This window comes from Rhizobium leguminosarum bv. viciae (genome assembly GCF_012276115.1).
GTDB classification, from domain to species: Bacteria; Pseudomonadota; Alphaproteobacteria; order Rhizobiales; family Rhizobiaceae; genus Rhizobium; species Rhizobium leguminosarum_T.
Window position 1 is genome coordinate 110,453 of record NZ_WIEU01000001.1, and the last position, 24,176, is coordinate 134,628.

General features: G+C 61.0%; 22 protein-coding genes and 2 pseudogenes. 6 read left to right on the forward strand and 18 right to left on the reverse strand.

The window, feature by feature from the left end; translation table 11 throughout:
- Nucleotides 1-12 precede the first annotated feature (12 nt).
- The 5 genes from GFM02_RS00580 to GFM02_RS00600 all read right to left on the reverse strand — a co-directional run bounded on the left by GFM02_RS00580 (nt 13) and on the right by GFM02_RS00600 (nt 5,667).
- The gene (locus tag GFM02_RS00580; RefSeq protein WP_168320435.1) at nt 13-1,008 is read right to left on the reverse strand and encodes an aldo/keto reductase; all 996 of its coding nucleotides are present in this window, start codon (nt 1,006-1,008) and stop codon (nt 13-15) included.
- A complete protein-coding gene (locus tag GFM02_RS00585; RefSeq protein WP_020047143.1) occupies nt 1,005-2,009 on the reverse strand; it encodes a sugar-binding transcriptional regulator in 1,005 nt (334 codons plus the stop codon). The genes GFM02_RS00580 and GFM02_RS00585 overlap by 4 nt, the downstream gene beginning before the upstream one ends.
- A 1-nt stretch (nt 2,010) precedes the next feature.
- The gene (locus tag GFM02_RS00590; RefSeq protein ID WP_205930120.1) at nt 2,011-3,003 is read right to left on the reverse strand and encodes an ABC transporter permease; all 993 of its coding nucleotides are present in this window, start codon (nt 3,001-3,003) and stop codon (nt 2,011-2,013) included.
- A gap of 28 nt (nt 3,004-3,031) precedes the next feature.
- Complete coding sequence (locus tag GFM02_RS00595; protein WP_168320784.1) at nt 3,032-4,570, reverse strand: sugar ABC transporter ATP-binding protein; 1,539 nt, start codon at nt 4,568-4,570, stop codon at nt 3,032-3,034.
- 68 nt (nt 4,571-4,638) lie between these two features.
- Nucleotides 4,639-5,667, reverse strand: coding sequence for a substrate-binding domain-containing protein (locus GFM02_RS00600; RefSeq protein WP_020047146.1), 1,029 nt, complete (start codon nt 5,665-5,667; stop codon nt 4,639-4,641).
- Nucleotides 5,668-6,046: 379 nt separating this feature from the next.
- Between GFM02_RS00600 and GFM02_RS00605 the strand changes: the two are divergent.
- Together GFM02_RS00605 and GFM02_RS00610 are read left to right on the forward strand one after the other, a co-directional pair.
- Nucleotides 6,047-6,476, forward strand: a pseudogene (locus tag GFM02_RS00605) (DUF2231 domain-containing protein).
- Nucleotides 6,476-8,050 (forward strand): PQQ-dependent sugar dehydrogenase, encoded by a 1,575-nt coding sequence (locus tag GFM02_RS00610; RefSeq protein WP_168320437.1) that lies wholly within the window; start codon nt 6,476-6,478, stop codon nt 8,048-8,050. The pseudogene GFM02_RS00605 and the gene GFM02_RS00610 overlap by 1 nt, the downstream one beginning before the upstream one ends.
- A gap of 69 nt (nt 8,051-8,119) precedes the next feature.
- On the opposite strand, the gene GFM02_RS00615 is transcribed toward GFM02_RS00610, so the two are convergent.
- The 12 genes from GFM02_RS00615 to GFM02_RS00670 form a co-directional block, all read right to left on the reverse strand.
- Nucleotides 8,120-9,061: an ABC transporter ATP-binding protein gene (locus GFM02_RS00615; protein ID WP_017991370.1), complete on the reverse strand. Its 942-nt coding sequence runs from the start codon at nt 9,059-9,061 to the stop codon at nt 8,120-8,122.
- A gap of 22 nt (nt 9,062-9,083) precedes the next feature.
- Nucleotides 9,084-9,719, reverse strand: coding sequence for an ABC transporter permease (locus tag GFM02_RS00620; RefSeq protein ID WP_077976933.1), 636 nt, complete (start codon nt 9,717-9,719; stop codon nt 9,084-9,086).
- The gene (locus tag GFM02_RS00625) at nt 9,716-10,348 is read right to left on the reverse strand and encodes an ABC transporter permease (RefSeq protein WP_003550062.1); all 633 of its coding nucleotides are present in this window, start codon (nt 10,346-10,348) and stop codon (nt 9,716-9,718) included. The genes GFM02_RS00620 and GFM02_RS00625 overlap by 4 nt, the downstream gene beginning before the upstream one ends.
- A 37-nt stretch (nt 10,349-10,385) precedes the next feature.
- Complete coding sequence (locus GFM02_RS00630) at nt 10,386-11,204, reverse strand: phosphate/phosphite/phosphonate ABC transporter substrate-binding protein (RefSeq protein WP_168280889.1); 819 nt, start codon at nt 11,202-11,204, stop codon at nt 10,386-10,388.
- Nucleotides 11,205-11,210: 6 nt separating this feature from the next.
- Nucleotides 11,211-12,215 carry an ornithine cyclodeaminase family protein gene (locus tag GFM02_RS00635; RefSeq protein WP_168320438.1) on the reverse strand — a complete coding sequence of 335 codons (1,005 nt, stop codon included), beginning with the start codon at nt 12,213-12,215 and terminating at the stop codon, nt 11,211-11,213.
- Nucleotides 12,216-12,333: 118 nt separating this feature from the next.
- Complete coding sequence (locus GFM02_RS00640) at nt 12,334-13,221, reverse strand: glycine betaine ABC transporter substrate-binding protein (RefSeq protein WP_032990827.1); 888 nt, start codon at nt 13,219-13,221, stop codon at nt 12,334-12,336.
- Nucleotides 13,222-13,335: 114 nt separating this feature from the next.
- A complete protein-coding gene (locus tag GFM02_RS00645) occupies nt 13,336-14,841 on the reverse strand; it encodes an aromatic amino acid lyase (RefSeq protein WP_168320439.1) in 1,506 nt (501 codons plus the stop codon).
- On the reverse strand, nt 14,838-15,605 hold the full coding sequence (gene hutC / locus GFM02_RS00650; RefSeq protein WP_168320440.1) for a histidine utilization repressor: 768 nt from the start codon (nt 15,603-15,605) through the stop codon (nt 14,838-14,840). The genes GFM02_RS00645 and hutC overlap by 4 nt, the downstream gene beginning before the upstream one ends.
- Complete coding sequence (locus tag GFM02_RS00655) at nt 15,602-16,453, reverse strand: MaoC/PaaZ C-terminal domain-containing protein (protein ID WP_168320441.1); 852 nt, start codon at nt 16,451-16,453, stop codon at nt 15,602-15,604. The genes hutC and GFM02_RS00655 overlap by 4 nt, the downstream gene beginning before the upstream one ends.
- Complete coding sequence (locus tag GFM02_RS00660) at nt 16,450-17,256, reverse strand: SDR family NAD(P)-dependent oxidoreductase (protein WP_168320442.1); 807 nt, start codon at nt 17,254-17,256, stop codon at nt 16,450-16,452. Before GFM02_RS00660 ends, GFM02_RS00655 begins: the two co-directional genes overlap by 4 nt.
- On the reverse strand, nt 17,253-18,803 hold the full coding sequence (locus GFM02_RS00665; RefSeq protein ID WP_168320443.1) for an acyl CoA:acetate/3-ketoacid CoA transferase: 1,551 nt from the start codon (nt 18,801-18,803) through the stop codon (nt 17,253-17,255). Before GFM02_RS00665 ends, GFM02_RS00660 begins: the two co-directional genes overlap by 4 nt.
- A gap of 100 nt (nt 18,804-18,903) precedes the next feature.
- Nucleotides 18,904-19,965, reverse strand: a complete 1,062-nt coding sequence (locus tag GFM02_RS00670) for a putative sulfate exporter family transporter (protein ID WP_168320444.1) — start codon at nt 19,963-19,965, stop codon at nt 18,904-18,906.
- Nucleotides 19,966-20,030: 65 nt separating this feature from the next.
- On the opposite strand from GFM02_RS00670, the gene GFM02_RS00675 reads away from it, so the two are divergent.
- Together GFM02_RS00675 and GFM02_RS35675 are read left to right on the forward strand one after the other, a co-directional pair.
- The gene (locus GFM02_RS00675) at nt 20,031-20,954 is read left to right on the forward strand and encodes a LysR family transcriptional regulator (RefSeq protein ID WP_168267265.1); all 924 of its coding nucleotides are present in this window, start codon (nt 20,031-20,033) and stop codon (nt 20,952-20,954) included.
- 120 nt (nt 20,955-21,074) lie between these two features.
- A pseudogene (locus GFM02_RS35675) lies at nt 21,075-21,160 on the forward strand (type II toxin-antitoxin system VapC family toxin); the annotation flags it as partial.
- 45 nt (nt 21,161-21,205) lie between these two features.
- Here GFM02_RS35675 and GFM02_RS00680 read toward each other — a convergent pair.
- The gene (locus tag GFM02_RS00680) at nt 21,206-22,018 is read right to left on the reverse strand and encodes an AraC family transcriptional regulator (protein WP_246648047.1); all 813 of its coding nucleotides are present in this window, start codon (nt 22,016-22,018) and stop codon (nt 21,206-21,208) included.
- Between the two features lie 258 nt (nt 22,019-22,276).
- Between GFM02_RS00680 and GFM02_RS00685 the strand changes: the two genes are divergently transcribed.
- Both GFM02_RS00685 and GFM02_RS00690 read left to right on the forward strand, forming a co-directional pair.
- Nucleotides 22,277-22,993: an SDR family oxidoreductase gene (locus tag GFM02_RS00685; RefSeq protein WP_168267262.1), complete on the forward strand. Its 717-nt coding sequence runs from the start codon at nt 22,277-22,279 to the stop codon at nt 22,991-22,993.
- 262 nt (nt 22,994-23,255) lie between these two features.
- Nucleotides 23,256-24,173: a DMT family transporter gene (locus GFM02_RS00690; RefSeq protein WP_168320446.1), complete on the forward strand. Its 918-nt coding sequence runs from the start codon at nt 23,256-23,258 to the stop codon at nt 24,171-24,173.
- Nucleotides 24,174-24,176: the final 3 nt, after the last annotated feature.

The window sequence follows — 24,176 nt, forward strand, 5'->3', positions numbered from 1 at the left end:
GATGGCGATCCGCTACCTGTCCATGTCAGTCAGTTTCGCCACTATGGCCGCATCGATGGCCGCAAGATCGGCCGCATCCATCCGGATGGTCCCGGCCCGCGCATTGTCGAGCGCTTGTGCCGGGTTGCGCGCCCCGCAAAGTGCAAAGGTGATGCCCGGCTGCGCCAGCGTCCACGCAATCACGATCTGAGCGATGCTGGCGTCGTGTTTTTCGGCGACCGGCCGGATGGCGTCGGCCAGCGCTGTTGCCTTCTGGCGGTTGTCGACCGAAAAGCGCGGATTGCCCTTGCGCTGGTCGTCACCTGAGAACACCCGGTCCGGACCGATGGCGCCGGACAGCAACCCCAGCGCCAGCGACGAGTAGCTCAGCGTTGCAATGCTGTTGGCCTTGGTCAGCGGCAGAAGCTCCGCCTCGATCTCCCGGTCGATCATGCTGAACCGCTCCTGAATCGCGTCGAGACCACCGACAGCGATATAGGCATTGAGGTCGTCGGGACTGACATTGCTTGCGCCGATCGCCCGGATCTTGCCCGATGTGCGCAGGTCTTCCAGCGCCCGCATCGTTTCCTCGATAGGGGTCGTCGGATCTTGCCAATGGGTGATGTAGAGGTCGATATAGTCGGTTCCGAGCCGCATCAGGCTTTCCTCGACCTCATGCAGAATCGCGTCGCGGCCGAGATAACGGTGCACCGGCTTGCCGTCCTGGTCGAAGAAATGACGGCCCTTCTGCGTATGCCAGACAAGGCCGCATTTGGTGGCGATAACAGCCTTGTCGCGGCGCCCGCTCAGTGCCTTGCCGACGATCTCTTCGGAACGTCCAAGCCCATAGGCCGGCGCCGTGTCGATCAGCGTCACGCCGGCATCGAGCGATGCCTGGATCGCCGCGATGGATTCGGCCTCGTCGGTCCCGCCCCACATCCAGCCGCCGATCGCCCAGGTGCCCAATCCCACCGCCGAGGCGGAAACGCCCGATTTGCCGATCTCACGTGTCAATTGCTGTCCGCTCATGCCCATTTTCTCTCCCCATTCGCCAATGCCAGCACCCGCGCACCCGTCGCCTCATCGGTCACCAGCGTATCCAGATGATTGCCGCGCAGAACGCTGAGGATCGGGCCTGCCTTGTTCGGCCCGCTCGCCACACCGATCTTGGTGGGGATCGAGGCGAATTCCGGCAGCGTCAGCGACACCAGCGAACGGTTGAGGCTGTAGTCGCAGATCTGGCCATGATCATCGAGCAGATGCGCCAGCAACTCGCAGGAGGCACCGGACCGCTCGATCGCGGCGCGGTCGGTGCTCGAGGACGGATGCAGGTCGTAATAGCTCGAATCGTCCGAGAGGATCGAGCCGATGCCGACCACCGCCACCTTCGCCTCACGCGCCCGTTTGAAAACGTCTGCGACGGAACGCATGTTGATCAGCATCGCCCGCTGCTCGGCATCGTCGGCAAAGAGGGGCGCATGGATCTGGTAGGAACGCCCCCCAAGCCGGTCGGCCATCAAGGTCGAGACATGGTTGACGTCGGTATAGTGCTTACCCTGGACGCAGCCGGTTACTGGAATGACCTCGACATTGAACCGACGCGGCGGCTGCAGACCGGCAACGACGGCGCTCACCCCTTTGCCGCCGGTGATGCAGATCGTATCGCCATCGGTGATCTCTTCCAACAGCAACCTTGCTGCCGCTTCGCCGACGGCTTGAAGCGCCGTCTGCGGATTGTCGGACACTGTCGGCACCACCACGGCGCGGCCGATGCCGCCAAGCGCTTGGAGCCGTTCTTCCATGTCGACCAGCGGCTCGACCGGCGACTTGATCTTGATCTCGACCAGGCCGAGCTGGCGGCCGCGCTTGATCAGGCGGTTGACGGTGGCGTGCGAGATGCCGAGCTGATCGGCAATCTGCGCCTGTGTCAGTCCCTCGAGGAAATGCAGGACCAGAGCCTGGTGCATCTGCCGGGCGATGACGATTTCCTCGCGCGGCGCATTTGCGGGTTTGAGCTTGGCTATCGGCATATCAGGCAGCCTTCCGCTTGTGCAGGAAATGGTCGATCGAGACGGCGGCAAGCAGAATGCAGCCTTTGATCATGTCTTGCCAATAGACAGACACGTCGAGCAAGATCAATGAGCTTGTGACGACCGACAGCAGGGCAATACCAAGAATTGCCCCTAGGATCGTGCCGGAGCCACCATTCAGCGACGCACCGCCGATCACCGCGGCTGCGATGATGTTGAGTTCCATGCCGACGCCAAAGGTCGGGGTCGCGGCACCGAAGCGGGACATGTAGATCACCCCGGCAACACCTGATAGCGTGGCGCAGAGCACCGTCACCCAGAACTTCACCTGGTTGGTCTTGATGCCGGAATAGAGCGCCGCCTTCTCGTTGCTGCCGGTGTAGAACACCTTGCGGAAGGCGGTTGCCCGGCGCAGCAGGAAATCGAACAGCACGACGACCGCGACAAAAATCAGGATCACATAGGGGACGCCATAGAATGTGCCCTGCCCGACCGCCTTGAACGAGGGCGGCAAGGTGAACAGCGACAGCGGCGTGCCCTTGGTGATGATCAGGCAGATACCGCGCACGATGACCATGGCCGCAAGCGATGTGATGAAATGGTTGAGCCCGACGATCGTGACGAAGAAGCCCATGACGCAGCCGATCAGGCCGCTGGCAATGATCCCGATCAGGGATGCGCTCCATGGATCGAGCCCCATCAGGAACAGTGAACCCGACAGCACCATCGAGAAGCAGACGACCGAGCCGACCGACAGGTCGATGCCGCCGACGATCAACAGGATGGTCATGCCGACGACGACGATCCCTTCCACCGAAAATGACATCAGCATCGCCCGGAAGTTGCCGAGCGTCAGAAAATGCGGCGAGGCAAAACTCATAATGATGCAGAGCGCCAGGATGATCGCGATCAGCCCCGCCTCGCGCATCGTCCCCAGCCGTTTCCAGCCGGGCGCGCGCGCCTGATGTGCCGTTGCCAATGTAGCGTCCGCCATGACCCTGTCTCCTGCCCCTGCTTTTTCCCTACGCGGCATGCTCTGATGCCTTCGAATTGCTATGACCGCCGATACCCGAGGCGAGCAGCATGATCGCTTCCTCCGTCATCGCCTCGCCCTCGACCTCGCCTGCCACGGTGCCTTCGTGGATGACCAGCACCCGATCGCACAGACCGAGAAGCTCCGGCAGTTCCGACGAGATGACGACGATGCCGATGCCGGAGCGCGCGAGATCGCGCAGCAGCCGGTGGATTTCCGATTTGGCGCCGACATCGATGCCGCGGGTCGGCTCGTCCATCAGGATGACCTTCGGATTGACCGCCAACTGCTTGGCAATCGCCACCTTCTGTTGGTTCCCGCCCGACAGCGACGAGACCGGCATGTCGATGCCACCCATCCGCACGCCGAGCCGCCGGACCAGCTTGTGGGCACGATCCGCCTCGGCCTTGGAATTCAACAGTCCCAGCGGTCCGGTCAGCGATTTCAAATCGAGAACGGCAATGTTCTGGGCGATGGAAAGATCGAGGAAAATGCCGGAGCCTTTCCGATCTTCCGACAGGTAGACGACGCCCGCCTGCGCGGCCTGCGCATAGGACCGCGCCCGCAGCCGCTCACCATGCAGTTGCACCTCGCCGGCGATGACCGGCCGCAATCCGCAAATACCTTCGGCTATCTCGGTGCGGCCTGAGCCAATCAGCCCGCCGACGCCGAGAATTTCCCCTTTGCGCAGGTCGAAGCTCACATCCGTGAAGCGGCTGCCGTCGCCGAGATCGCGAACGCTCAGAATGATCTCATCGGTCTTCTCCGCCGGTGCCTGCTTTTCCGGATAGAGCTGGGTGATCTCGCGCCCGACCATGCGGCGCACCACATCATCCGGTGTCAAATCCGCCACCTTCTCGGTCGAGACATAACGGCCGTCGCGAAACACGGTGACCCGGTCGCACAGGCTGAAGATTTCGGCCATGCGGTGGCTGATATAGATGATCGAAATTCCCTGCGCCTTGAGGTCGCGGATGATTGCGAACAGGATCTGCGTCTCCGACTCCGTCAATGCCGCCGTCGGTTCGTCGAAAATCAACACCCGACAATCGAGCGTCAGCGCCTTGGCGATCTCGACAAGCTGCTGGCTGGAAATCGACAAGTCGCCGACTTTGCGACGCACGTCGATTGGTGCCAGACGGTTCATCACGACCTGCGCATCCCGCTCCAGCCGGCCATAGTTCATGAAAGGCGAGCGGCGGCGGTTGGTCGCGGCCATGAACATGTTCTCGGCCACCGTCGCATCGGGGCAGAGCGCGATTTCCTGATGCACCAGACCAAGCCCGAGCGATTGCGCCACGGCCGGCGACGTCACCTTTACCGGCGCGCCATCGACGAGAACCTCCCCCTCGGTCGGCTGCAGCACGCCGGCAATGATGTTCATTAGAGTCGACTTGCCTGCGCCGTTTTCGCCGCAAAGCGCATGAACCTCGCCTTTTTCCAGGCTGAAGCTCACCTCCGTCAACGCCTTCACCGCACCGAAGTGCTTGCTGACATTGCGGATTTCCAGAACCGGCACCGACACCATCATCGTCCCCTCCTCACGCTCGCGGTGGCTGTCCGGAGTTTCCTGCCCCGGACAGCCGGCACAAAGGCTTACTCCTCGATGCCTTTGGTGCCCCGCCGCTTCAGGTACTTGTCCCAGTAGAAATCGTCGGCATTGGCAGCCGTGACGATCGACAGGCCGTTGTCGACGAACGGAATGCTCATCGGATTGAAGCCGACGCGCTTGGCGTCGTTCATCGGGTCGATGAGTTCCGGATGCTTGGCAAGCCACAGGAGCATGAAGCCCATGTAGCCCTGCATGCCCTGGTTCGGATTGATCGAGCCGAACACTTCGCCCGCCTTGATCATGTCGAGAATGTTGGCGTTGACGTCGGCGCACATCACGAGGATCTTGCCGCCGCTTTCCTTGTTGGCCTGAGAAGCGCCGATGGCCGAGTTCGCTTCCGGCATGAAGACGGCGCCAATGTTCGGATGTGCCTGCACCAAGCTCATCAGACCCTGATAGGCCTTGTTCGGGTCCTGGTTGGACGCAGCACGGCCGACCAGCTTCATGTCAGGATATTTTTCCTCCATACGGGCGATGAAGGCGGCGATACGCTTGTCGTGGTTGTCCTGGCCCGGATTTTCCAGAACGGCATATTCACCCTTGCCACCCATCTTTTCGGCAATCGCGTCGGCCGCATAGGTGCCTTCGCGGGTATTGTCCGAGGTGACGAACGAGATGCGCTTGGAGAGCGGCGCATCAGCCGCGAAGGTCACCACCGCCGTGCCCTGGTCGATCGCCCGGTTGATCGGCTCGATGAACGGGTCGGAGTTCATCGGGTGAACGAGAATACCGGCCGGGTTCTGGGCCAACGCCTGGTCGAAAGTGGCGATCTGCTTGTTGACGTCATATTCCGGCGTGCCGGTATAGGCGGTCTCGCAACCGAGCTGCTGACCGGCCTGCTTGAACATTTCATAGACCGGGAACCAATATTCGACGCCCGATACCATGACGTTCATGACGTATTTTTCACCCGGCTTGCAGCGGAATGGATTTTCCGCGTCCGCGCTGGCCACGCCGGCGAAAAGCGTCGATGCGAGGACCGCCAATGCGGTCGTGCTTAGAAATTTGCGCAAGTTTCCTCCTCGAGGCCGAAGCCCCTCCCAAATATCCGGCGGCGCCTCAGCGGCTGCCGATGATCCATTGAAGACCGGAGTTCCTCCTCGAAGTCCGGTATGGGCAGATAATCGCAACGTCAGAGTACTGTCAATATAATTCATGCCGTGAAATATATTTCACAAAGGACTGTGTGGCGGAATGTCGATAACGCCTTAGGCGTTTGGAAGGCGTAGTGTTTGATTCTCGCGTCTGGATTATTACCGCTGACAGGACAGGGCAGGTGAGCAGTTATTTGGGTGACGAAGGTTGCTCTTTCGAAGGTACTGCAACGGAACCATCTGCTCTCGCCGCGGGTTGGATAGGCATCCTCAAGCTCTCAGCCCCACGGAGCATGCGATGGCTATATCCGCCAGCAATCGAGACTCGGCCGCCTATCCGATACAGTCGCTGTTCGTCCCCTTTCCCTTCGTCTGCGCTCGCGCTAGCGACCGATATTGCTTTCTGGCAGACCGGCAATCTGATGTGGCAGAATTTCTCTGCATGGTTGCTGCTCGCCGGGCTCATGTTGGGCTCGCTTGCCGTTCTGGCCGGATTGATGGATCTGATGCGTCCCCGCACCCGCCCGTTGCGGCCGCCGCTTCTGTCCGCGCTCCTCTATCTGATCATACTGGGCCTCTCCTTTGCCAACAACCTTGTCCATGCCGGCGATGGATGGACGGCCGTAGTCCCATATGGACTGATGCTTTCGGCCCTCACCTTTGTCTTGTGCCTGGTGGCCGCAGCAGTTTCCGCTCGAAAATATGCCAGACTGGCCTGGAGGATATGATGATGAAGTCCCCGATTCTCGGCGCTTCGGTTCTGTCGATATCTCTCGGCGTCGGTCTTGCCGCTTACGCCCAAAGCGGAGATTTTGATATCTCTCAGCAGATCGGACCGAATCCCGTCCTTCCGGAACCAACCGCCTCCCTGCTGCCTGATCTGAAGGTAGCGGAGGTCATTGGCTGGAAGGATGGTGAGACGCCGGCTGCCCCGAACGGTTTGACGGTCACCGCTTATGCCAAGGACCTCGCCAATCCGAGGACAGTCCACACCTTGCCGAACGGCGACGTACTGGTGATTCAGTCGCGCGGCCCATCAGGCGAACCGACGTCACGGCCGAAGGATTTGATCCGGGGCTGGATCATGTCGATCGCTCATGGCGGCGGCGGCGAGCAGAAGGAAAGCAACGTCATCACACTGCTGCGTGATGCAAACCGCGACGGCACGGTGGATGAGAGGCACGATCTCCTCAAGAAACTCGATTCGCCGTTCGGTGTCGCCTGGGTCGACAACACGCTTTATGTCGCCTCGACGTCCGCCATTCTCGCCTACCCCTATGAACTTGGGCAGAATGAAATCACCGCCCAACCGAAAACCCTGACGCCCCTGCCCGGTGGTCCGATCAATCATCATTGGACCAAGGATCTGGCGCTGAGCCCCGATGGGCAGATGCTTTACGTCTCGGTTGGCTCGAATTCCAACATCGCCGAGAACGGGCTTGAGGCGGAAAAGGGCCGTGCGGCGATCTGGCAGGTCGACCGGCACACCGGCGCGGCGCGCGTCTTCGCCTCAGGTCTGCGCAATCCGAACGGCCTCACCTTCAACCCGGAGACAGGTACGCTCTGGACGGTCGTCAACGAGCGCGACGAACTCGGACCGAACCTCGTTCCCGATTACATGACCTCGGTCATGGAAGGTGGCTTCTATGGCTGGCCATGGAGCTATTATGGCAAGCAGGTCGATGCGCGCGTGCATCCGCCGCGTCCCAACATGGTCGAAAGGGCGACCCCACCGGATTATGCATTGTCGAGCCATGTCGCCGCGCTCGGACTGACCTTCTCGATGAATTCAGCGCTGCCGGCAGCTTACGCCAACGGCGCCTTCATCGGTGAGCACGGCAGTTGGAATCGGGACAGCTTCAACGGCTACAAAGTCGTATACGTGGCATTCGAAAACGGCAAACCATCCGGCAAGGCGCAGGACGTCGTCACGGGCTTTATCCAGGGCGACCAGGCGAAGGGGCGGCCGGTCGGCGTCGAAATCGACGGGACGGGAGCGCTGCTCGTCGCCGATGACGCCGGCAATACCGTCTGGCGCGTATCGTCGTCCGACGGCAAAATCACGCCGCAGCCAATCGGCACAGACCAGGTAAAATTGCAAGCTGCGACAAATGCGGCGAGAGATCAGTCTCCCGAGGTAAATCCAAACATCGGAGCGGAGATGACGGGGTCGGCCGCTCAATCCCAGCCGCCGCCGGCCTCACCCGATAAGCGCCCGGCCGGCCTGGAACCACCTTCCGGCCAACAACAGGATGAGCGCCGGCCTGCGCAGATGCAGATTACCCCCGCATCAGGTCTCTAAAAATTGGGAGGTGCCGAATCCGAAGCACCGTTCATGGGCACAAGACCACTCCGCACTTTGCTGGATGCTCTACAGCCGATTGGCGCGCAACAAGGTGTCACGAGACAAATATCCCGCAAGCGTCCCATCGGCGGCTCTAACGTGCAGGCCCGGCATCTCACCGGAGAGGATAAGCGCCAAGGCGTCGTGAACCGTGGCATCAGCGGCAATCTCGGCATCGCCGTTCGACGGTTCCGGCGCGGTCATGATCATCGATACGGCGATCAAGCTCAGCCTTTTTATGGCTCGGTCGGGACCGAGGAAACTCTCGACGAATTCATTGACGGGACGCGCGAGGATTTCCTGCGGGGTATCATACTGAAGAAGGCGCCCATCCCGCATGATGGCGATGCGATCGCCCATCTTGATCGCCTCATCGAGGTCATGGGTGACGATGACGACGGTCTTCTTCACCTTCCTGAGAATATCGCGGAATTCGTCCTGGAGCCGAACGCGAGTGATCGGATCGATCGCGCCGAAGGGTTCGTCCATCAGCATGATGGCAGGGTCGGCGGCGAGCGCGCGCGCGAAACCGACGCGCTGACGCTGCCCGCCCGACAATTCGTGTGGCAGGCGCTGCCGCATGATAGCCGGATCAAGGCCCACGAGATCCAGCAGCTCGTCGACCCGGCGATCGCTGCGCGCCTTTTCCCAACCAAGAAGCCGCGGCACGGTCGCGACATTGCGCGCGATCGACATATGCGGAAACAGACCGACTTGCTGGATGACATAACCGATGCTGCGGCGCAGCTCTTTCTGATCGACCCGGGCGATATCTCTGCCATCGACCAGCACACGTCCCGTCGTGGGCGTCTCCAACTGATTGATCATCCGCATGGTCGTGGTCTTGCCGCAGCCCGACGGACCGATCAGGGCAACCGTCGTACCGGTCTCGATCAGGAGATCGAGATTGTCGACCGCATGCTGGCCGCTTCCGTCGTAATTCTTCGTAACATGGTCGAGATGAATCATCCTGATATCCGCTTTCGGCCGCTTAGCGCCGTTGAGTGAAGACGCGCTCCAGGGCGCCGAACGCCAGTTCCGCAAAGATCGCGAGCAGGGCTATCGGGACCGCTCCGACGAGAAGGCGCGGCATGTTCATGATCGCAATGCCGGCATTGATGAAATCGCCAAGCCCGCCGCCGCCGATGAAGGAGGCCAGCGCCGCCCCGCCGATGACCTGGATGGCACTCGTCCTGACGCCCGACAGAATCGACGGAACGGCCAGAGGAAGTTCGATCTCCCACAGCATCTGCCCGGCGCTCATGCCCATTCCATCTGCCGCATCGATCACCGAGGCGTCGATCTCGCGGATGCCGATGATCGTGCTCAACAGCAGCGGCGGCACGGCAAGGACGATGAGGGCGACCACCGACGGCAATAATCCGATGCCGAGAAACGGCATCGCCGCCGACAGGATCGCAAGGCTCGGTATGGAGCGCAAGGCGCCGGCAATATTGACCACGGTAAAGGCGGCGCGAGGTGCCCGTGCGACGGCAAATCCGAGTGGCACGGCGATGACGAAGGCGATGCCGAGCGATAGGACGCACATCAGCAGATGGCGATTGAAAGCATTGAAGAAGGTGCCGGAGTTGTTGAAGATCCAGCTGAATGCATCGATAACGATCATGCTGCTTTACCTCCACTGCGCCGGCGCAGCAGCTTTTCGAAGGATGCAAAACAGTAGTCGGCAAAGAGCGCCAGAAATGACGTCAGCAGCCCGCCGGCGATGATCTTTTCGGGGAACCGCTGGTCGATGCCTTCGAAAATAATGACGCCCAGCCCGCCGGCATTGATATAGGCGGCAACGGTCGCGATGCCGATGACCGTCACCATGGCAATGCGGATACCGCCGACGATATAGGGCATCGCCAGCGGCAGCTCGACTTCCCAGATCCGGCGCGCCGTGCCATAGCCCATGCCATCGGCAGCTTCGAGTATGTCACGCGGAATTGCCTGAAAGCCCATGCCGATATTGCGGATCAGGATCATTAGCGAGTAGGCGGCAAGACCGGTAATGGCGGGTGCTGCCCCAATCCCCATGATGGGGATGAGAAGCGCAAACAGCGCCAGGCTCGGCACGGCGAACAGGATACCGGTGAAGATGATGATAACCGCGAAGCTCCGCGGCCGCCTTGCCGCCCATATCCCGACGATCAGTGAGATCACCAGGGCGATGCCGACCGAGGAAAAAACGAGATACAGGTGCTCCAACAGCGCTTCGAATAGCCGGTCGAGGTGTTTAGGGACCCATTTCATCGTCGAGACCTCCGCGTCCGGGCGCTCGTTCGCCTGTCTACCATGAGATCCCCAATCTGCGATCGGCGTCGTCGGCTCTCTGCGGCAGGACATCGTAGGCCGACGGAGCGACCGCCGAAAATCGCCTGAGGCCGAGCCGTTCCAAAGCCGCCGCTCCCTCAGGCGTTTCATGCAACGTCACGAGGCTCCGCTGTAACGCTGTGGCGATGTCCGCGGGCAATGTTTGCGCGGCAACCAACAGCGGCGCGGGAAGCGGATCAGTCGTCGCCAGAATACGAAGACCATCGATCGCGTCGCGTTCGTGCATCGACAACAATTGGAAGGCATAAGCGTCGATCGCGCCCGCATCGATCCTGCCATCCTTGAGGGCTGCGACGATGCCTGAGGGGTTGAGCAGTGGTCCAACCGTCGTGCCCTGCTTCATCGTGCCTGCAAATCGGCCTGCAAGGTAGGAGCGCGCAGCATGGTAGCCCGATTGGGAATCGCGGACGGTCCAGCCCCAACGTGCCGTAGCGAGATCCGCCACCGCGCTCACCGGCCCGGTGGAGGCGACGAGGATGTGGCTGGCATAGAGTGGTTGGTCCACAGACCATGCTTCGCTGGAGACGGGTGCAGCAAGGGCAGTCGGTCTCGCTGCCTCGGGCATGCGCGAAAACGGATAGCCGCACATGAACACCGCCCCCATGTCCGGCCTCGCCCATAATTCCGACAAGGGTGCTGGTGCGGCATGAGCGATGATCTCCAGCTCGACGCCGGAACCGACGCTGACCAGCGCGAACAGCGCGTCCCACAGGCCGCGAATGCGCGGGCTGAGATCATACATTCTCGAACAGGCGATTGGCTTGAACATGACCATGGCTATTTATGCGAACCGCAGGCGCTGGCCGATATCCATCTTCCTGGCTTTCGCCACCATGGCGGCGCCGAGCGCCACGTCGGTCGTGCTGAGGCCGCGATGCCAGAACAGGATCGTCTCCTCGTCGCTTTCGCGGCCGGGTTTCATGCCGCAGACGATCTGGCCGATTTCGGCATGCAGGTTCTCGGCCGTCACCTTGCCCTCGTCGACGTGACGGCGAAGCGCTCCGAAAGGCTTGCCGGGGCCGCATTGTCCCCAATCGTCGACGACGATCTTGTCCATGATATCGGTGAGATCGAATTCAAGCGCGCTCATCGTGCCATAGGGTACGACGAAGGCTCCCTTCTTCACCCATTCCGTCTTGAACAGCGGCGCCGGTTCCGGCAGGCGGCTGGCCTCGACCATGATATCGGCGCCCTTGAGGCAATCCTCCCAATTGTCGGTGACGACGATCTTCTTGCCGAGATCCGCCTCAAGACGCTTTGCGAAGGCATCGCGACTTTCCGGGCGGCGCGAATGCACGCGGATTTCATCGAAGTCGAAGAGATGATCGAGAAGGCGGACATTCCAATAGGAGGTTCCGCGGGCACCGATATGGCCGAGAATCTTGCTATTCTTGCGGGCTAGGTATTTTGCGCCAAGGGCAGTCACGGCGCCGGTGCGCATGTCGGTGATAGCAGTTGCGTCGATGATGGCCTTCGGCACGCCCGTGTTCGGGTCGAACAGGTTGAGGACCGCAAGCTCCGAGGGCAGATCGACCTTATAGTTACCGACGAAGTCGCCGACGACCTTGACGCCGGCATAGTTCAGCGCTTTGACATAGCCGCGAAGCACGTTGAAATGGCCCTTGTCGGAGCTCTCCGGCACAAGATGAACACGCGGCTCGATGACGGTTTCGCCCCTGCCCTGCGCATCCAGCGCTTTCGACACCGCATCGAGAATCTCGTCATTCGTCAGCGCCAGCGCCTTGGCATCGAGGGCGTTGAGATAATCGATCCAGATTTCCTGCATTTCCCGCTTCTCCACATTCCTGTCCGGCTGCTGAACGGACGGATTTTCGAACAAACACCGTAAGAAGATCGCCACACCAGATCGCGGCCGGATCGATACCCGGCCGCGGGCGTGACAATCATTTCGGCAGCAGGCCGTTTTCCTTGAGGAATTCGACCGCCACGTCCTTGGCTTCCTCGTGATCGGTCTCGACCTTGGCATTGAGGACGCGCATTTTCTCGTTATCGAGATGGGTGCCGACCGCTTCCAGCAGTTCGGCAACTTTCGGATTGGCCTTCAGCACGTCCTGGCGGACGACGGGGGCCACGTAGTAGGGCGGAAACAGACCCTTGTCGTCTGCCAGCGGCACGAGGTTCTTCGAGCCGATCTGCCAGTCGGTCGCGGCGCCATTGGCGACGTCAATGTCCTTTTGTTCCAGCGCATCATAACGAAGGCCAAGCTTGGCAAACTGCTTGAACTCCTTGAACTCGGCGTCATAGACACGCTTTAGGCCGGGCAGGCCATCGGCGCGGTCCGGAAATTCAGCGCCGCCGCCGAAGACCAGGGTCTTGGAAACCTTGGCGAGATCCGACAGGCTTTTCAGATTGTTGGCCTGCGCCGTTTCCTGCCGGACCACGATGACGTAGCCATTGTTGATGCCGCTCGGCTTCAGCCAGGTGAGGTTGAACTGCTTGGCGTAGAAGTCCTTGACCTGCGTGTAGACCTTCTCGGCGTCGGTCGACATCTCACCCTTGACGACAGAAGCGAGCGCCGTGCCGGTATATTCCGGATAGAGATCGATCTCGCCGGCCACCAATGCTTGGTGAGCAATCAGCGTGCCGCCGAGGTTGATCTTGCGCTCGACGGTGATGCCGGCATTTTCCAAAACGGCGGCGTACATTTCGGCGAGGATGAACTGCTCGGTGAAGTTCTTGCTGCCGACCTTGATGGTCTCTGCGGATGCAGGCTGAAACATGGCGGCTGCCATGATGCCGGCTGCAAAAATGCCTTTTGTCCAATTTTTCATAGTCATTCCCTCTTGTTGACTTTTCAATGAACGAACCGACGGCATTCCCCGGAATAACCGTCGGCATGACCGGTCGGCGCCCTGCCCTTCTTGCCGGGGCAGTGGCGAACCGGCTTATTGCGGGCCGAGCCCGATCAATGCGGCAATCGTCGCAAAATCCGGCCCTTGCGCGCGATCCTCTTCAAGCGGCGGGACGTGGCTGCGGACAAAGGCATAGGCTTCCGCCGATCCCTTGCCCAATTCGTCTGAGACGCCTCTGAGCTCGGCCGCCTGTACCGAAGCAATCAGTTCGATGGCGGTGAGATAGCGCAGGCGCTCGACGATCGCCTGCGCCTTTGCCAAAACGCTCGGAGCCATCGATGCCTGGTCTTCGACGCCATCGGCAACAGGAATGGGCGAAAGCGAAACAGGCGTGGCCAGATGGCGGATTTCGGCTTCCATGGCCGAGACGGTTTTTTGCACCGTCGCAAAACCCGTACGGCTCTGACCCATCGGGGTCAGGAAACGTGGCAGGTCGGACATGCCAGGCGACATGATCTTCATGATCCGATAGGCAGTGCCTGCCGCACAATGCGCCATCGCCTGCCCCAGCCTTTCCCAGGCGAGCACAAAGGCGGTCATGTCAAAATTGCCGTGTGAAAGAATGACGCCCTCGGATGCGATCACGACAGGATTGTCACTGGAACTGACGAGCTCTATGTCAGTCGCCTGCCTTGCCTCATCGATCGCATGCCTCAACGCGCCCCAGACCTGCGGTGTGCAGCGGTAGCTCAATGGATCCTGCAGACGCCTTGCTGCATCGGCGGCAAGCAAGGAGCTGCCCGAAAGAAGCTCCATCAGCCGAGCTGCGACGCGGCGCTGCCCAAAGGCCGGTCTTGCAGCCAGAGCGCGGTCGTCGAAGGCACTGACATTAGCCCGGAACGCTTCGAAATTAACGGCAATCGCCTTCAGGGACCAATCGAAGAGCCGCTCGATATCCACGAGCGTCAAGCAGGCGAGGCCGATGGAGAGGCTGTTGGCAACAACAAGCGCATGGCCGTCCTTCGGCGCGAATTCGAGAGGCTTCAGGCCGGCCCTTTCAAGGGCGATGGCGGCCGGCAGCACTTCGCCGCCAAGCTCGATCTCACCGAAGCCCAGGAGGCCCCGGCTCATATGGGCAAGCGGCGCCAAATCCGCGGCACCGATCGAGCCCAGTGACGGGACGACAGGGTGAACACCGGCATTGATGGCGGCAATCAGACCGTGGAAGACTTTCAGCGAAACGCCGGAGCCGCCCGCCGCCATGCCGGCGGCCCTGACGGCCATCATCGCCCGCACGGATTCCCGGGCAAGCGGTTCTCCGACGCCGACGGAGCGGGCTTGCGGCACCCGCATCTGGAACGCCACCAGATCTTCCGTTGCAAGTCGTGTATCGACCCCCGCCCCAAGTCCCGTCGTCAGGCCATAGACCGGCAGATCACTTTCCGTATAGCGGTCGACCACGGCGCGCGCGGCCACAATCCGAGCATCGACCTCGGCGGATACCTCGATCCTTGCGTGCCGACGGGCAATTGCCGCGATGTCCTCGATCGTCGGCGGCGCCGCACTGAGGATGATCGATGGAGAATTGGTGGCGCTCACTGTTTCTCTCCGAGAATGGCGACGGGCCTGGAGGGACCCTTGGTGGACCGTGCTTCCAGCCGATATTGCGCGCCGGGGTAATATAACAGCGCACAGGTCACGACGGCCTCGCCTGACCAGGTTCTTCGAAAGACGCGCAGGCAAGGGTGATCATTCCTGAGGCCAAGATATTTGCGTATCGTCGTATCCGGCTTGACGGCCTGGACGATATGTTCGAACGCCGTTATCGGAGCCACCTTCGTCAGATATTCGTGCGGCGTCATGCTGCGGAAGTCGTTCGACAGATAGTCGGGCGCCACCAGCGGATTGACGTAGCGCTCCTCGACCTGAATCGGCTGGTCGTTTTCCATGTGCACGATCAGCGAATGCATCACTTCAGCGCCGAGGATGAGTTCAAGCGCATCGGCGACGTTGGCATCCGCCTTCATCAAGCCGGCCTTGACGACCGCTGCCTGATGCTTGTGGCCCCGTTCCAGTATTTCGTCGGCTATGTTGCGGATTTGAAGCAGATCGACGTCGAGGTGCTTGGGTGAAACGAAGGTTCCGATCCCGGCGGATCGCTTGAGAACACCCTCGAACATCAACTCCCGCAGCGCCCGGTTCGCCGTCATGCGGCTGACGCCGAATGCCGCCACCAATTCGCTTTCAGAGGATACCCGGTCTCCCGGCTGCAGCTTGCCCTCGGCGATCTCGGCCAGGATCTGCTCCTTGATCCTGATATAATGGCGCGCCTCGCCGGCGGCCGGTTTGACCGCTTTCGTCATGACATCCTCGCCATGCCATTGTCGAGGATGGTCGCGCCGCGAGAAGCAACGAGGCCTCGGAAGCGAATCTCGGCATCGTTGCGCCATATCTGCACGGTGATCGTTTCGCCGGGAAAGATCGGCGCGCTGAAACGCGCCGCGATGGCGCTCAAGCCGCTTGCCATGCTTGGATCGATGGCAGCGACAATGGCGTAGCCAGCATAACCGAAGCTGCAGAGCCCATGCAGGATCGGTCGGCCAAAGCCGCTCCTGCCGGCTGCCTGCGGGTCGACATGCAGCGGATTGAGATCGCCGTTCAGGCGATATAGCAGAGCGGCGTTCACGGGAATGTCGACATTGAATTCAAGGTCCGGCTCTCTGTCCGGGACTTTGGACAGAGGTTCAGGTGCAGATCCTGCCGAGCCGCATCCACCGTCGCCGCGGCACGCATTGGTCTGGACGATCGTTGCGATTGGCTCATCACGTTCAGCGGTTGCGATCAGGCGCTCGAAGCTGACGAACATCCCTTTCTCAACGCCGCGGTCGACCACCGACAAGACGCGCGACCGGGAGATGAGCGGCACATCGAGGGGGACCGGCCGGTGGATCGTCAGGCGATGTTCGGAATGCACCAGACGTGCCCAGTCGACGCCCGTCTGCTGCATCCATGGCCCCGGATGTGCCACGATATTGGCAAGGGTCGGCGCGGTCACGAGATTGCGTTCATAGACGTATTTCAATGTCTTTTCGTCGGGCGCGTTGGTGCCGTATCCAACCGACAGGGCGTAAAGGATGGCATCCCTTGCGGTAACCACATGCGTCGCTTGCGGCACCGGAAAATCGAGGATGGATTGGGCCGACAGCATCACGATGCGGCTCCCCCTGAAGTCGCGGGTTTGCGAGCGCCACCGGACAGGCGGATGCCGCCGTCAACGGAAAGCAATTCGCCGGTGACGAAGTCGGCACCCTGAACAAGCCAGACAATGGCGCCGGCAACGTCTTCCGGTGTTGCGACCCGGCCAAGCGGGGCGGTTTCCGAAAATCGCTTGGCAATGGCTCCATAGGCATCCGGCCCGAGCGTATCGCGCATCCAGCGCGTATCGATGATGCCGGGGCAAACCGCGTTGACGCGGATATCGGGACCACAGGTGCGCGCCAAGGCCAAAGTCAGCGCATTCAGCGCGCCCTTGGAGGCCGTATAGGCAAGCGAGCTGCCGCCACCGGTAAAGGCAACGTTGGATGAGACATTGACGATCGCGCCGCCGCCGCTGTCCCGCATCGCTGGTACCGCCGCCCGGCACATCTGATAAGCGCCGATGACGTTGACGCCGAAAACGCTCTGAAAGTCTTCGGCCGACAATGTCTCCAGATCGAAAGGATCGGATTTGACCGTCATTGCGGCATTGTTCACCAAGGCGTCGAGCCGCCCCCAACGATTGACGGCAACCGAGACCATCCGGCGGCAAGCCGCGTCATCGGCAACGTCGGCCTGGACGATCTCGACCTCCGCGCCCAGACTGCGGCAGATATCGCCGGTCTCATCGGCCTCTTTTTTGCTGCGGCTGTAGTTGACGACCACCCGGGCGCCGCCCTCGGCGAATTGCTTCACGCATGCAGCCCCGACACCCGTTGCCGAGCCCGTGACGATGATGGCGGCTCCATCGATTTTCATGGGGCAAAGTCCTTCATGGCAGGGGTCGAAAACAGGCGCGCATCCATCTGCTTCAGCTGGTCCGACACCGCGATGCCCTTCGGCAGGCGGTCGAGAACATGAGCGGCAAGATCGATGCCGGGGGCAAACTCCGTCAGCGTCAAGCATCCGCCGATCACCCGAAAAACGGCCCGCTCAGTGACGACGAGCTGTGATTGTCCCTCAGGCGCAAAGGCCGGGCTCGAGCTGATCTGGTCGACAGCCTCGACGATCTTGCAAAGGCGGCCGTCCCTGACGATGTCGAGCCTGCCGTCGGCAACCGCAATTTGCGCGCCGCCCGCCGAAAATGCGCCGAGATAGACGACGTGCTTGGCCGTCTGCGAGATATTGGTGAACCCGCCGACCCCGACGATGGAATTATTGAAGCGGCTGACATTGACCGCACCATGCCGATCCACCTCAGCCATGCCAAGGAAGGCGATATCGAGGCCGCCGCCGTCGTAAAAGTCAAACTGTGAGGCCTGCGGGACGATGGCGGTCGGATTGACGGCAGCGCCAAAGGACAATTCCTCGGCCGGCACTCCGCCGATGACGCCGGATTCGATCGTCACCGTATAATCGTCGAACCCCTCTTCGCTGGCGATACGGCCGATCCCGGCGGCAATGCCGATGCCGAGGTTGATCGTCGGGCGGTTCAGCGGCGCCAGTTCCAGGAAGGCGCGTCGCTGAATAATCTTATCGACCGACAGCGGCGCCGGCAGCAAGCGGCTCGCCGCCATCCGGACGCGTCCGGTATAGGCGATATTGTCGGTCTCGGCGAAACTGATGCTGTGCTGGGCCGGATCATCGCAGACGACGACATAATCGACGAGCGCCGCCGGGATACGAACATCGTTCGGCTGCAGCGAGCCGCGTTCGGCAATCCGTTTGACCTGCACGACGACGATACCACCGGAGTTTCGGCCCGCCTGCGCCATGGCGAGCACGTCGAGCGGGAAGGCCTCGTCCTCGAGGGTGATGTTCCCATCTTCGTCGGCCGTCGTTCCGCGCAAGAGCACGCAGTCGAGCGGCATCGACGGATAAAGCAGCCATTCCTTGCCGCGCAACGACACACGCTCGACAAGCGGGCGCGGCGTCGTCGCATTCATGCGACCGCCGCCATGAAGCGGATCCATGAAAGAGCCGAGCCCGATATGGGTGACCACTCCAGGCTGACCGGCGGCAATCGCTCGATAGAGCTGCGCGATGACGCCCTGCGGCCAGCAATGCGCTTCGATCTTTTCCTCGATCGCAAGTTTTCCAAGGCGCGGCGTTCCGCGCCATCCCCCGGCAATCACGCAGGCGACCAGACCTTCATAACCGAAGTGCCCCATGCCGCGCGTCTGACGATCGCCCGTGCTGGCAGCAAACAGAAGCGTCAGGTTGCGGGGTTTTCCAGAGGCGAGGAAACGCTCCTCGACAGCGGCCGTGATGGCCTCGGGATGGCAGCATCCTCCAAAACCGGAAGCAGCGACAGTCATCCCGTCTTCGAGAAGATCCGCAGCTTGTTGTGAAGAGATGACCCGCATGACGATCTATGCTTCCGCCTGACCTGTATATACAGGCTAGCCGCTGATCGTTTGGAAGGCAACCGGAATCTTTGCAAGTATTTTGGGCATATCAGCTCGATCAGACGATATTCAGCAGCCCGATCAGGCAAAGCCCGAGAGCCCCCAGCGCCAACAGCGACAGCGCCGCCGCTGCGAGGACACGCCCGCCGGTATGGGCGACGGATCTGACATCAACGGAGAGACCCAAAGCGGCCATGGCGGTGACGGTGAAGGCGGCGGAGACAGCCGCCATCCCGGGCAGCAGCGGTGCCGGGATCGCGTCGAGGGAACGAAGCGTCGCCATGGCTGCAAAACCGAGGATGAACCATGGGAGAAGATGGCGGAGATTGACTGGCGAACCGCCAGGGCGGCGGCCATGAACTGCGCCGAGCACAAGGATGACGGGTCCGAGCATCATCACGCGGATCAGTTTGACGAGCGTGCCCACCTGGGTGCTGACGGCTCCGGCAGAGGCCGTGGCTGCCAGGACCTGCGGGACGGCATAGGCTGTCAGTCCTGCGAAAACGCCATATTGTACGGCGCTCAGACCAAAGAGCAGGTGAAGAAGCGGCAGCGTCAGCACGGCGCCGATACCGAGCAGTGCGGTAAAGGCTATCGAGGCCGCGATATCGTCCGGTTTGGCGCCGATCACCGGCGCTGCGGTGGCAATCGCGGAATTGCCGCAGATCGAGTTGCCGCAAGCAACCAACGTCGCCAGGCTGGCCGACAGTCCGAAGAGCCGCCCGATAACAAAGCTGCCAGCCAAAGACAGAGCAACCAGAACGGCAATTCCGCCGACAAGCGGCAGTCCAGCCTGCCTGATGGCAGCCGTGCTGAGCGAGGCGCCGAGCAATACGACCGCAATCTCCAGGAGCGTCTTGGCGGCAAATTGGATGCCGGGAATGAAGGTCGGCGGCAGGCAGACCGAAGAGCGCACGGCAATGCCGATCAGAATGGCAAGCACGAGGCTCTCGATCCAATGCGAGCCGAAAATCATCAGCTGCAGTTGTTCAACGAGATACGCCGAGAGCGTGACTGCTCCACACAGGACGAGTCCCGGCAGGACGGCAGGAAGCGACAGGGAACGGGAGGCGGAAACGATCATCGGCGAGACCTTGCGGAAGACTGCAATCTCCCACACCAAATTGTCGACTTCCATTGAATAGTTTGGTATAGTTCATTCGGTAAAATCGAACGATTGAATCAGTGACGTTTGAACAGCTTTCCATTTTTGTCGCGGTGGCCGAACGCGAGCATCTGACCAAGGGCGCCTTCGCGATCGGGCTCACGCCATCGGCGGTCAGCTCGGCTATCCGCAATCTCGAGACCTCCTATGGCGTCGAGCTTTTCCATCGCGTCGGACGCCGCATAGAGCTGACATATGAAGGACGGGTGTTTCTGGGGGAGGCTAGAGCGACCCTGGCGCGCGCAAAGGCCGCAGCGCTCGTCCTGTCCGATCTCGGCGGCTTGCAAAAGGGTGAACTGGTCGTTTTTGCGAGCCAGACGATCGCAAGCTACTGGCTGCCGGCTATGCTGATGCGTTTCAAGATCCGCTACCCGGGCATTGACCTGAAGCTGATGATTGGCAACACGACCACGGCGGCAAAAGCGGTGCTCGATGGATTGGCCGAAGTCGGTTTCGTCGAAGGCAGCGTTGATGAGCCGGCGCTGCACGTTCAGCCGCTTGCCGAGGACGAACTCCTTGTCGTCGTCGGTCCGCGCCATCCCTGGGCGCGTGGCAAGCCAATTGCACCGGCAGACCTGGTTTCGGGCACAAAATGGGTCATGCGGGAAAAGGGGTCCGGAACCCGGTCGGCTTTCGAGGCGGCGATTTCCAATCTCGGCATAGACCCCGCAGACCTGGCTGTCGCGCTGCAACTGCCGTCGAACGAGGCGGTCATATCGGCAGCAAGAGAGGGCCTCTGCGCGACAGTCGTTTCTGGAGCCGTGGCCGCACCGCTCTTGACGCAAGGTCTGCTGGTAAAGGCGCGCTTCCCTCTGCCCTCCCGCCAATTTGCGATCCTGCGGCATAAGCAAAGACACTCCAGTCGTGCCTCGTTGGCGCTGGAAACCATTTGCCGCGAGGACAAAGCTGCCGAAGTCCAGAATTGGGATGATTGGGCGCTCTAGCTGATCCAAGCCGCCGACGGTCTTTGTCGTTGCTGCTCAAAGGCGCGTCAGCGGTACTCTTCCACGCCCGCGGGAACGGCTTGGCCTGCTTCATGGCATTATGGTGGTCGCCACGCACGACGTCATGACATTTTCAACATGGGCATGGCTTCATGGATGCCCACTTGCTGCCATCGGTGCTCCTTGATCAGCGAGCGGGCTTATGGATGACGTGCCAGCCAAATCCTGAAACAATACTATCACGAGGCTCGCTAGATTGCGCGTCCGAAACTTGTCACCGCATCGTCTGATGCGTCCGACGTCACCGGCGCAATAGGTTTCGCGCGAAGCCGGCTTGCGTCGCGGGCGGGCGGAAGTCCGAACAGCCGCCCGTATTCCCGGCTGAATTGGGACGCGCTTTCATAGCCGACGGCGAAAGCGACACGGGCGGCGTCGCCCGGAGTCTCGAGCAACAGGCGGCGTGCCTCGTGGAGACGGAACCGCTTCTGATACTGGATGGGCGTCATGGTCGTTGCCGCCTTGAAATGGCGGTGGAACACCGAAGCACTCATTCCCGTCATCCGCGCCAGATCTTCGACCTTGAAAGATTCCGTGAAGTTTTCGCGAATCCAGGCGAGCGCCCGCCTGACCTGAGACTGGCGGCCGTCGATCTGTGCGATCTGCCGCAGCTTCGCTCCCTGCGGTCCCCACAATAGGCGGAACAGGATTTCCCGCTCAATCATTGGTGCCATGACGGAAATTTCGTTTGGCCTATCGAGAAGTCGCATCATCCGTAGAAACGCTTCCTCGAGCTGAGGATCGGTCGGACTCACGCCGAGGCCACACAAGAATTCCGGATCGTGAACATCAGGCATCTCAATCAGAAGGTCGGCGATGTTACGGGCGTCAAAGCTGAACCCGACGCCGAGAAATGGCTTCTGGAGGCTCGCTTCGGATATTCTGCCAAAGACAGGAACCTCGACCGAGGCCACGAAGTAGCTGCCCGCTCCATAGTGCAATACGTTCTCGCCGCAAGTGATTGCCTTGGCGCCTTGTAACACCAAGCATATGACAAGCTCCGTCATGCCTGCCGTCGGCTCAGTCGTGCGTTCTGCTCTTAGCAAACCGACGCGTGGAATGGCGGTCGTCGTACGACCGCCACGCGAGTGCCTCTCGATCAGGGACCTTAGTTCTTCGCCCACATTGTCCATGCTGTTAAATTGCACCCTCCTCCAACGCGCGCAAGTCTTTCGGCAGGATTAGGCAAGAGTTCAATAGAATTTGGCACGCGGCCGGAAAGGCGCCTACTCATATTGGACGGGCAACCAGAATGGAGAACCACCATGTTGAAGAATGCATTGATCACCGGCGCCAACAAGAGCATCGGCTTTGAAACCGCTCGACGGCTCGGGGGAATGGGTTATCGTGTTTGGCTTGGTGCCCGCGATGCGGGGCGCGGTGAGAGTGCGGCGGAAACTTTGCGAGCTCAGGGTCACGATGTGCGCTTCCTTGAAATTGCCGTCGAGGACGACGCAAGTGTGAAGGCAGCCGCGGATCGTGTCAGACATGAAGACGGCAAGCTCGACGCACTGGTCAACAATGCGGGCATACCCGGAGCATTCATCGACCCGGCGGATCAGACCGTAGACGACATCCGTCAGGTCTACGAGATCAACGTGTTCGGGCCGATTCGAATTACGCAAGCTTTCCTGCCTCTGCTCAAAGCAGCGAGTTCCGCCAATGTCGTCAACGTCAGCAGCGAGCTCGGTTCGCTTGGCGCCCTGACAGACCCGGAGAGCGAATTCTATGGTGTGAACAGCCTGGGCTACAACAGCTCGAAGACGGCCCTCAACGCAGTGACCGTATCGTTTTCCAAGGCCCTCGCGTCGTTCGGCATCAGGGTCAACAGCGCGGATCCCGGATACACGAAGACCGATTTTAACGGCAATACAGGCTATCGGACGGTCGAGCAGGCGGCTGAGATCATCGTCCAGCTTGCAGTCGCGAACGACGGCCAGACGGGTGCCTTCATCAATGACAAGGGCACGCTACCTTGGTGAGCCTGACTTAATGTTTAGGGCGGTCGGCGGTGCGCCCTTTTCCTAAAGACGGCCAATTTAATCGCTGGCTCCACGACTGTACGTCACGGCGCCTCGATCAGACAGGTAAGCTGTCGGTCAAGGTGAACGAAGACGGTCGCTCGCCATACCCCTATGGCAAATTCGGGTACAGGCGCTTCAAACTGACCATTGACATCGGCAGTGTTAAGGCAGAAGCCGCACTCGGCCGCGCATGCGCGGCCGTTTTGCGAGGATGCGAGAGATGACGACCAAGACTGGCGTAGCCGATGCCGGAAACCTGATCATAACAGGCGTCGTGCTGATGCTGATTGGCGATCTGCTCTTTGCGCTGAACGATGCAATGGGCAAGTGGCTGGTCGCCAGCTTTGCCGTCGGCCAGGTGCTGGTGATCCGCTCGGTCGGCGCTTTCATCGTGCTCGGACCAATGATCCTCCGGCAAGGGCCGATGGCCTTGTTCCGCGTCGAGCAGAAGGGCCTGCAGTTCATCCGTGTTTTCATGGCGACCTGCGATGTCGCCCTATTCTACGCTGCCGTCGCCTATCTGCCGCTCGCAGACGTCATGACCTTCTATATGGCCGGGCCGATCTATATCGCGGCGCTTTCGCATTTCTTTCTCGGAGAGAAGATCGGCTGGCGCCGCTGGCTGGCCGTTCTGATCGGCTTTGCCGGCGTCGTCATCGCGCTGCGTCCGTCCACGGCGATGCTGTCGCTCCCATCGCTCTTCGGTCTTGCCGGCAGCCTTGCCTTTGCGCTGTCTCTGGTGATGAGCCGCTATCTGCGCTCGACCAGCGACACGACGCTGGTGACATGGCAGACGATCGCCGCGCTCGTCACCGGCATCGTCTTGAGCATCGGCCACTGGCAGCCGGCAGCGCTCATCGATTGGTCCGGCATGCTGCTGCTTGGCATCGTCGCCACCTGCGCGCATCTGCTGATCACCCGCTCGCTGAAACTCGCGCCGGCATCGCTGCTCGCCCCGCTGCAATATACGCTGCTGCTCTGGGCGATCGTCCTCGGATACCTCTTCTTCGACGACATTCCCGATGCACAGATCATCGTCGGCGCCGCAATCATCGTCGTTGCAGGGCTCTTCATCTTCCATCGGAAGAATCTGAAAGAGACGATTCCGACTGAGGCCGTCCCGCCCGACGGTCATTGAGAG

Coding starts and splice junctions, on each gene's coding strand:
- GFM02_RS00580 (WP_168320435.1), bottom strand. CDS start 1,008: ATGAGCGGACAGCAATTGACACGTGAGATCGGCAAATCGGGCGTTTCC.
- GFM02_RS00585 (WP_020047143.1), bottom strand. CDS start 2,009: ATGCCGATAGCCAAGCTCAAACCCGCAAATGCGCCGCGCGAGGAAATC.
- GFM02_RS00590 (WP_205930120.1), bottom strand. CDS start 3,003: ATGGCGGACGCTACATTGGCAACGGCACATCAGGCGCGCGCGCCCGGC.
- GFM02_RS00595 (WP_168320784.1), bottom strand. CDS start 4,570: ATGGTGTCGGTGCCGGTTCTGGAAATCCGCAATGTCAGCAAGCACTTC.
- GFM02_RS00610 (WP_168320437.1), top strand. CDS start 6,476: ATGATGAAGTCCCCGATTCTCGGCGCTTCGGTTCTGTCGATATCTCTC.
- GFM02_RS00615 (WP_017991370.1), bottom strand. CDS start 9,061: ATGATTCATCTCGACCATGTTACGAAGAATTACGACGGAAGCGGCCAG.
- GFM02_RS00620 (WP_077976933.1), bottom strand. CDS start 9,719: ATGATCGTTATCGATGCATTCAGCTGGATCTTCAACAACTCCGGCACC.
- GFM02_RS00625 (WP_003550062.1), bottom strand. CDS start 10,348: ATGAAATGGGTCCCTAAACACCTCGACCGGCTATTCGAAGCGCTGTTG.
- GFM02_RS00630 (WP_168280889.1), bottom strand. CDS start 11,204: ATGGTCATGTTCAAGCCAATCGCCTGTTCGAGAATGTATGATCTCAGC.
- GFM02_RS00635 (WP_168320438.1), bottom strand. CDS start 12,215: ATGCAGGAAATCTGGATCGATTATCTCAACGCCCTCGATGCCAAGGCG.
- GFM02_RS00640 (WP_032990827.1), bottom strand. CDS start 13,221: ATGAAAAATTGGACAAAAGGCATTTTTGCAGCCGGCATCATGGCAGCC.
- hutC (WP_168320440.1), bottom strand. CDS start 15,605: ATGACGAAAGCGGTCAAACCGGCCGCCGGCGAGGCGCGCCATTATATC.
- GFM02_RS00660 (WP_168320442.1), bottom strand. CDS start 17,256: ATGAAAATCGATGGAGCCGCCATCATCGTCACGGGCTCGGCAACGGGT.
- GFM02_RS00665 (WP_168320443.1), bottom strand. CDS start 18,803: ATGCGGGTCATCTCTTCACAACAAGCTGCGGATCTTCTCGAAGACGGG.
- GFM02_RS00680 (WP_246648047.1), bottom strand. CDS start 22,018: ATGACGGAGCTTGTCATATGCTTGGTGTTACAAGGCGCCAAGGCAATC.
- GFM02_RS00685 (WP_168267262.1), top strand. CDS start 22,277: ATGTTGAAGAATGCATTGATCACCGGCGCCAACAAGAGCATCGGCTTT.
- GFM02_RS00690 (WP_168320446.1), top strand. CDS start 23,256: ATGACGACCAAGACTGGCGTAGCCGATGCCGGAAACCTGATCATAACA.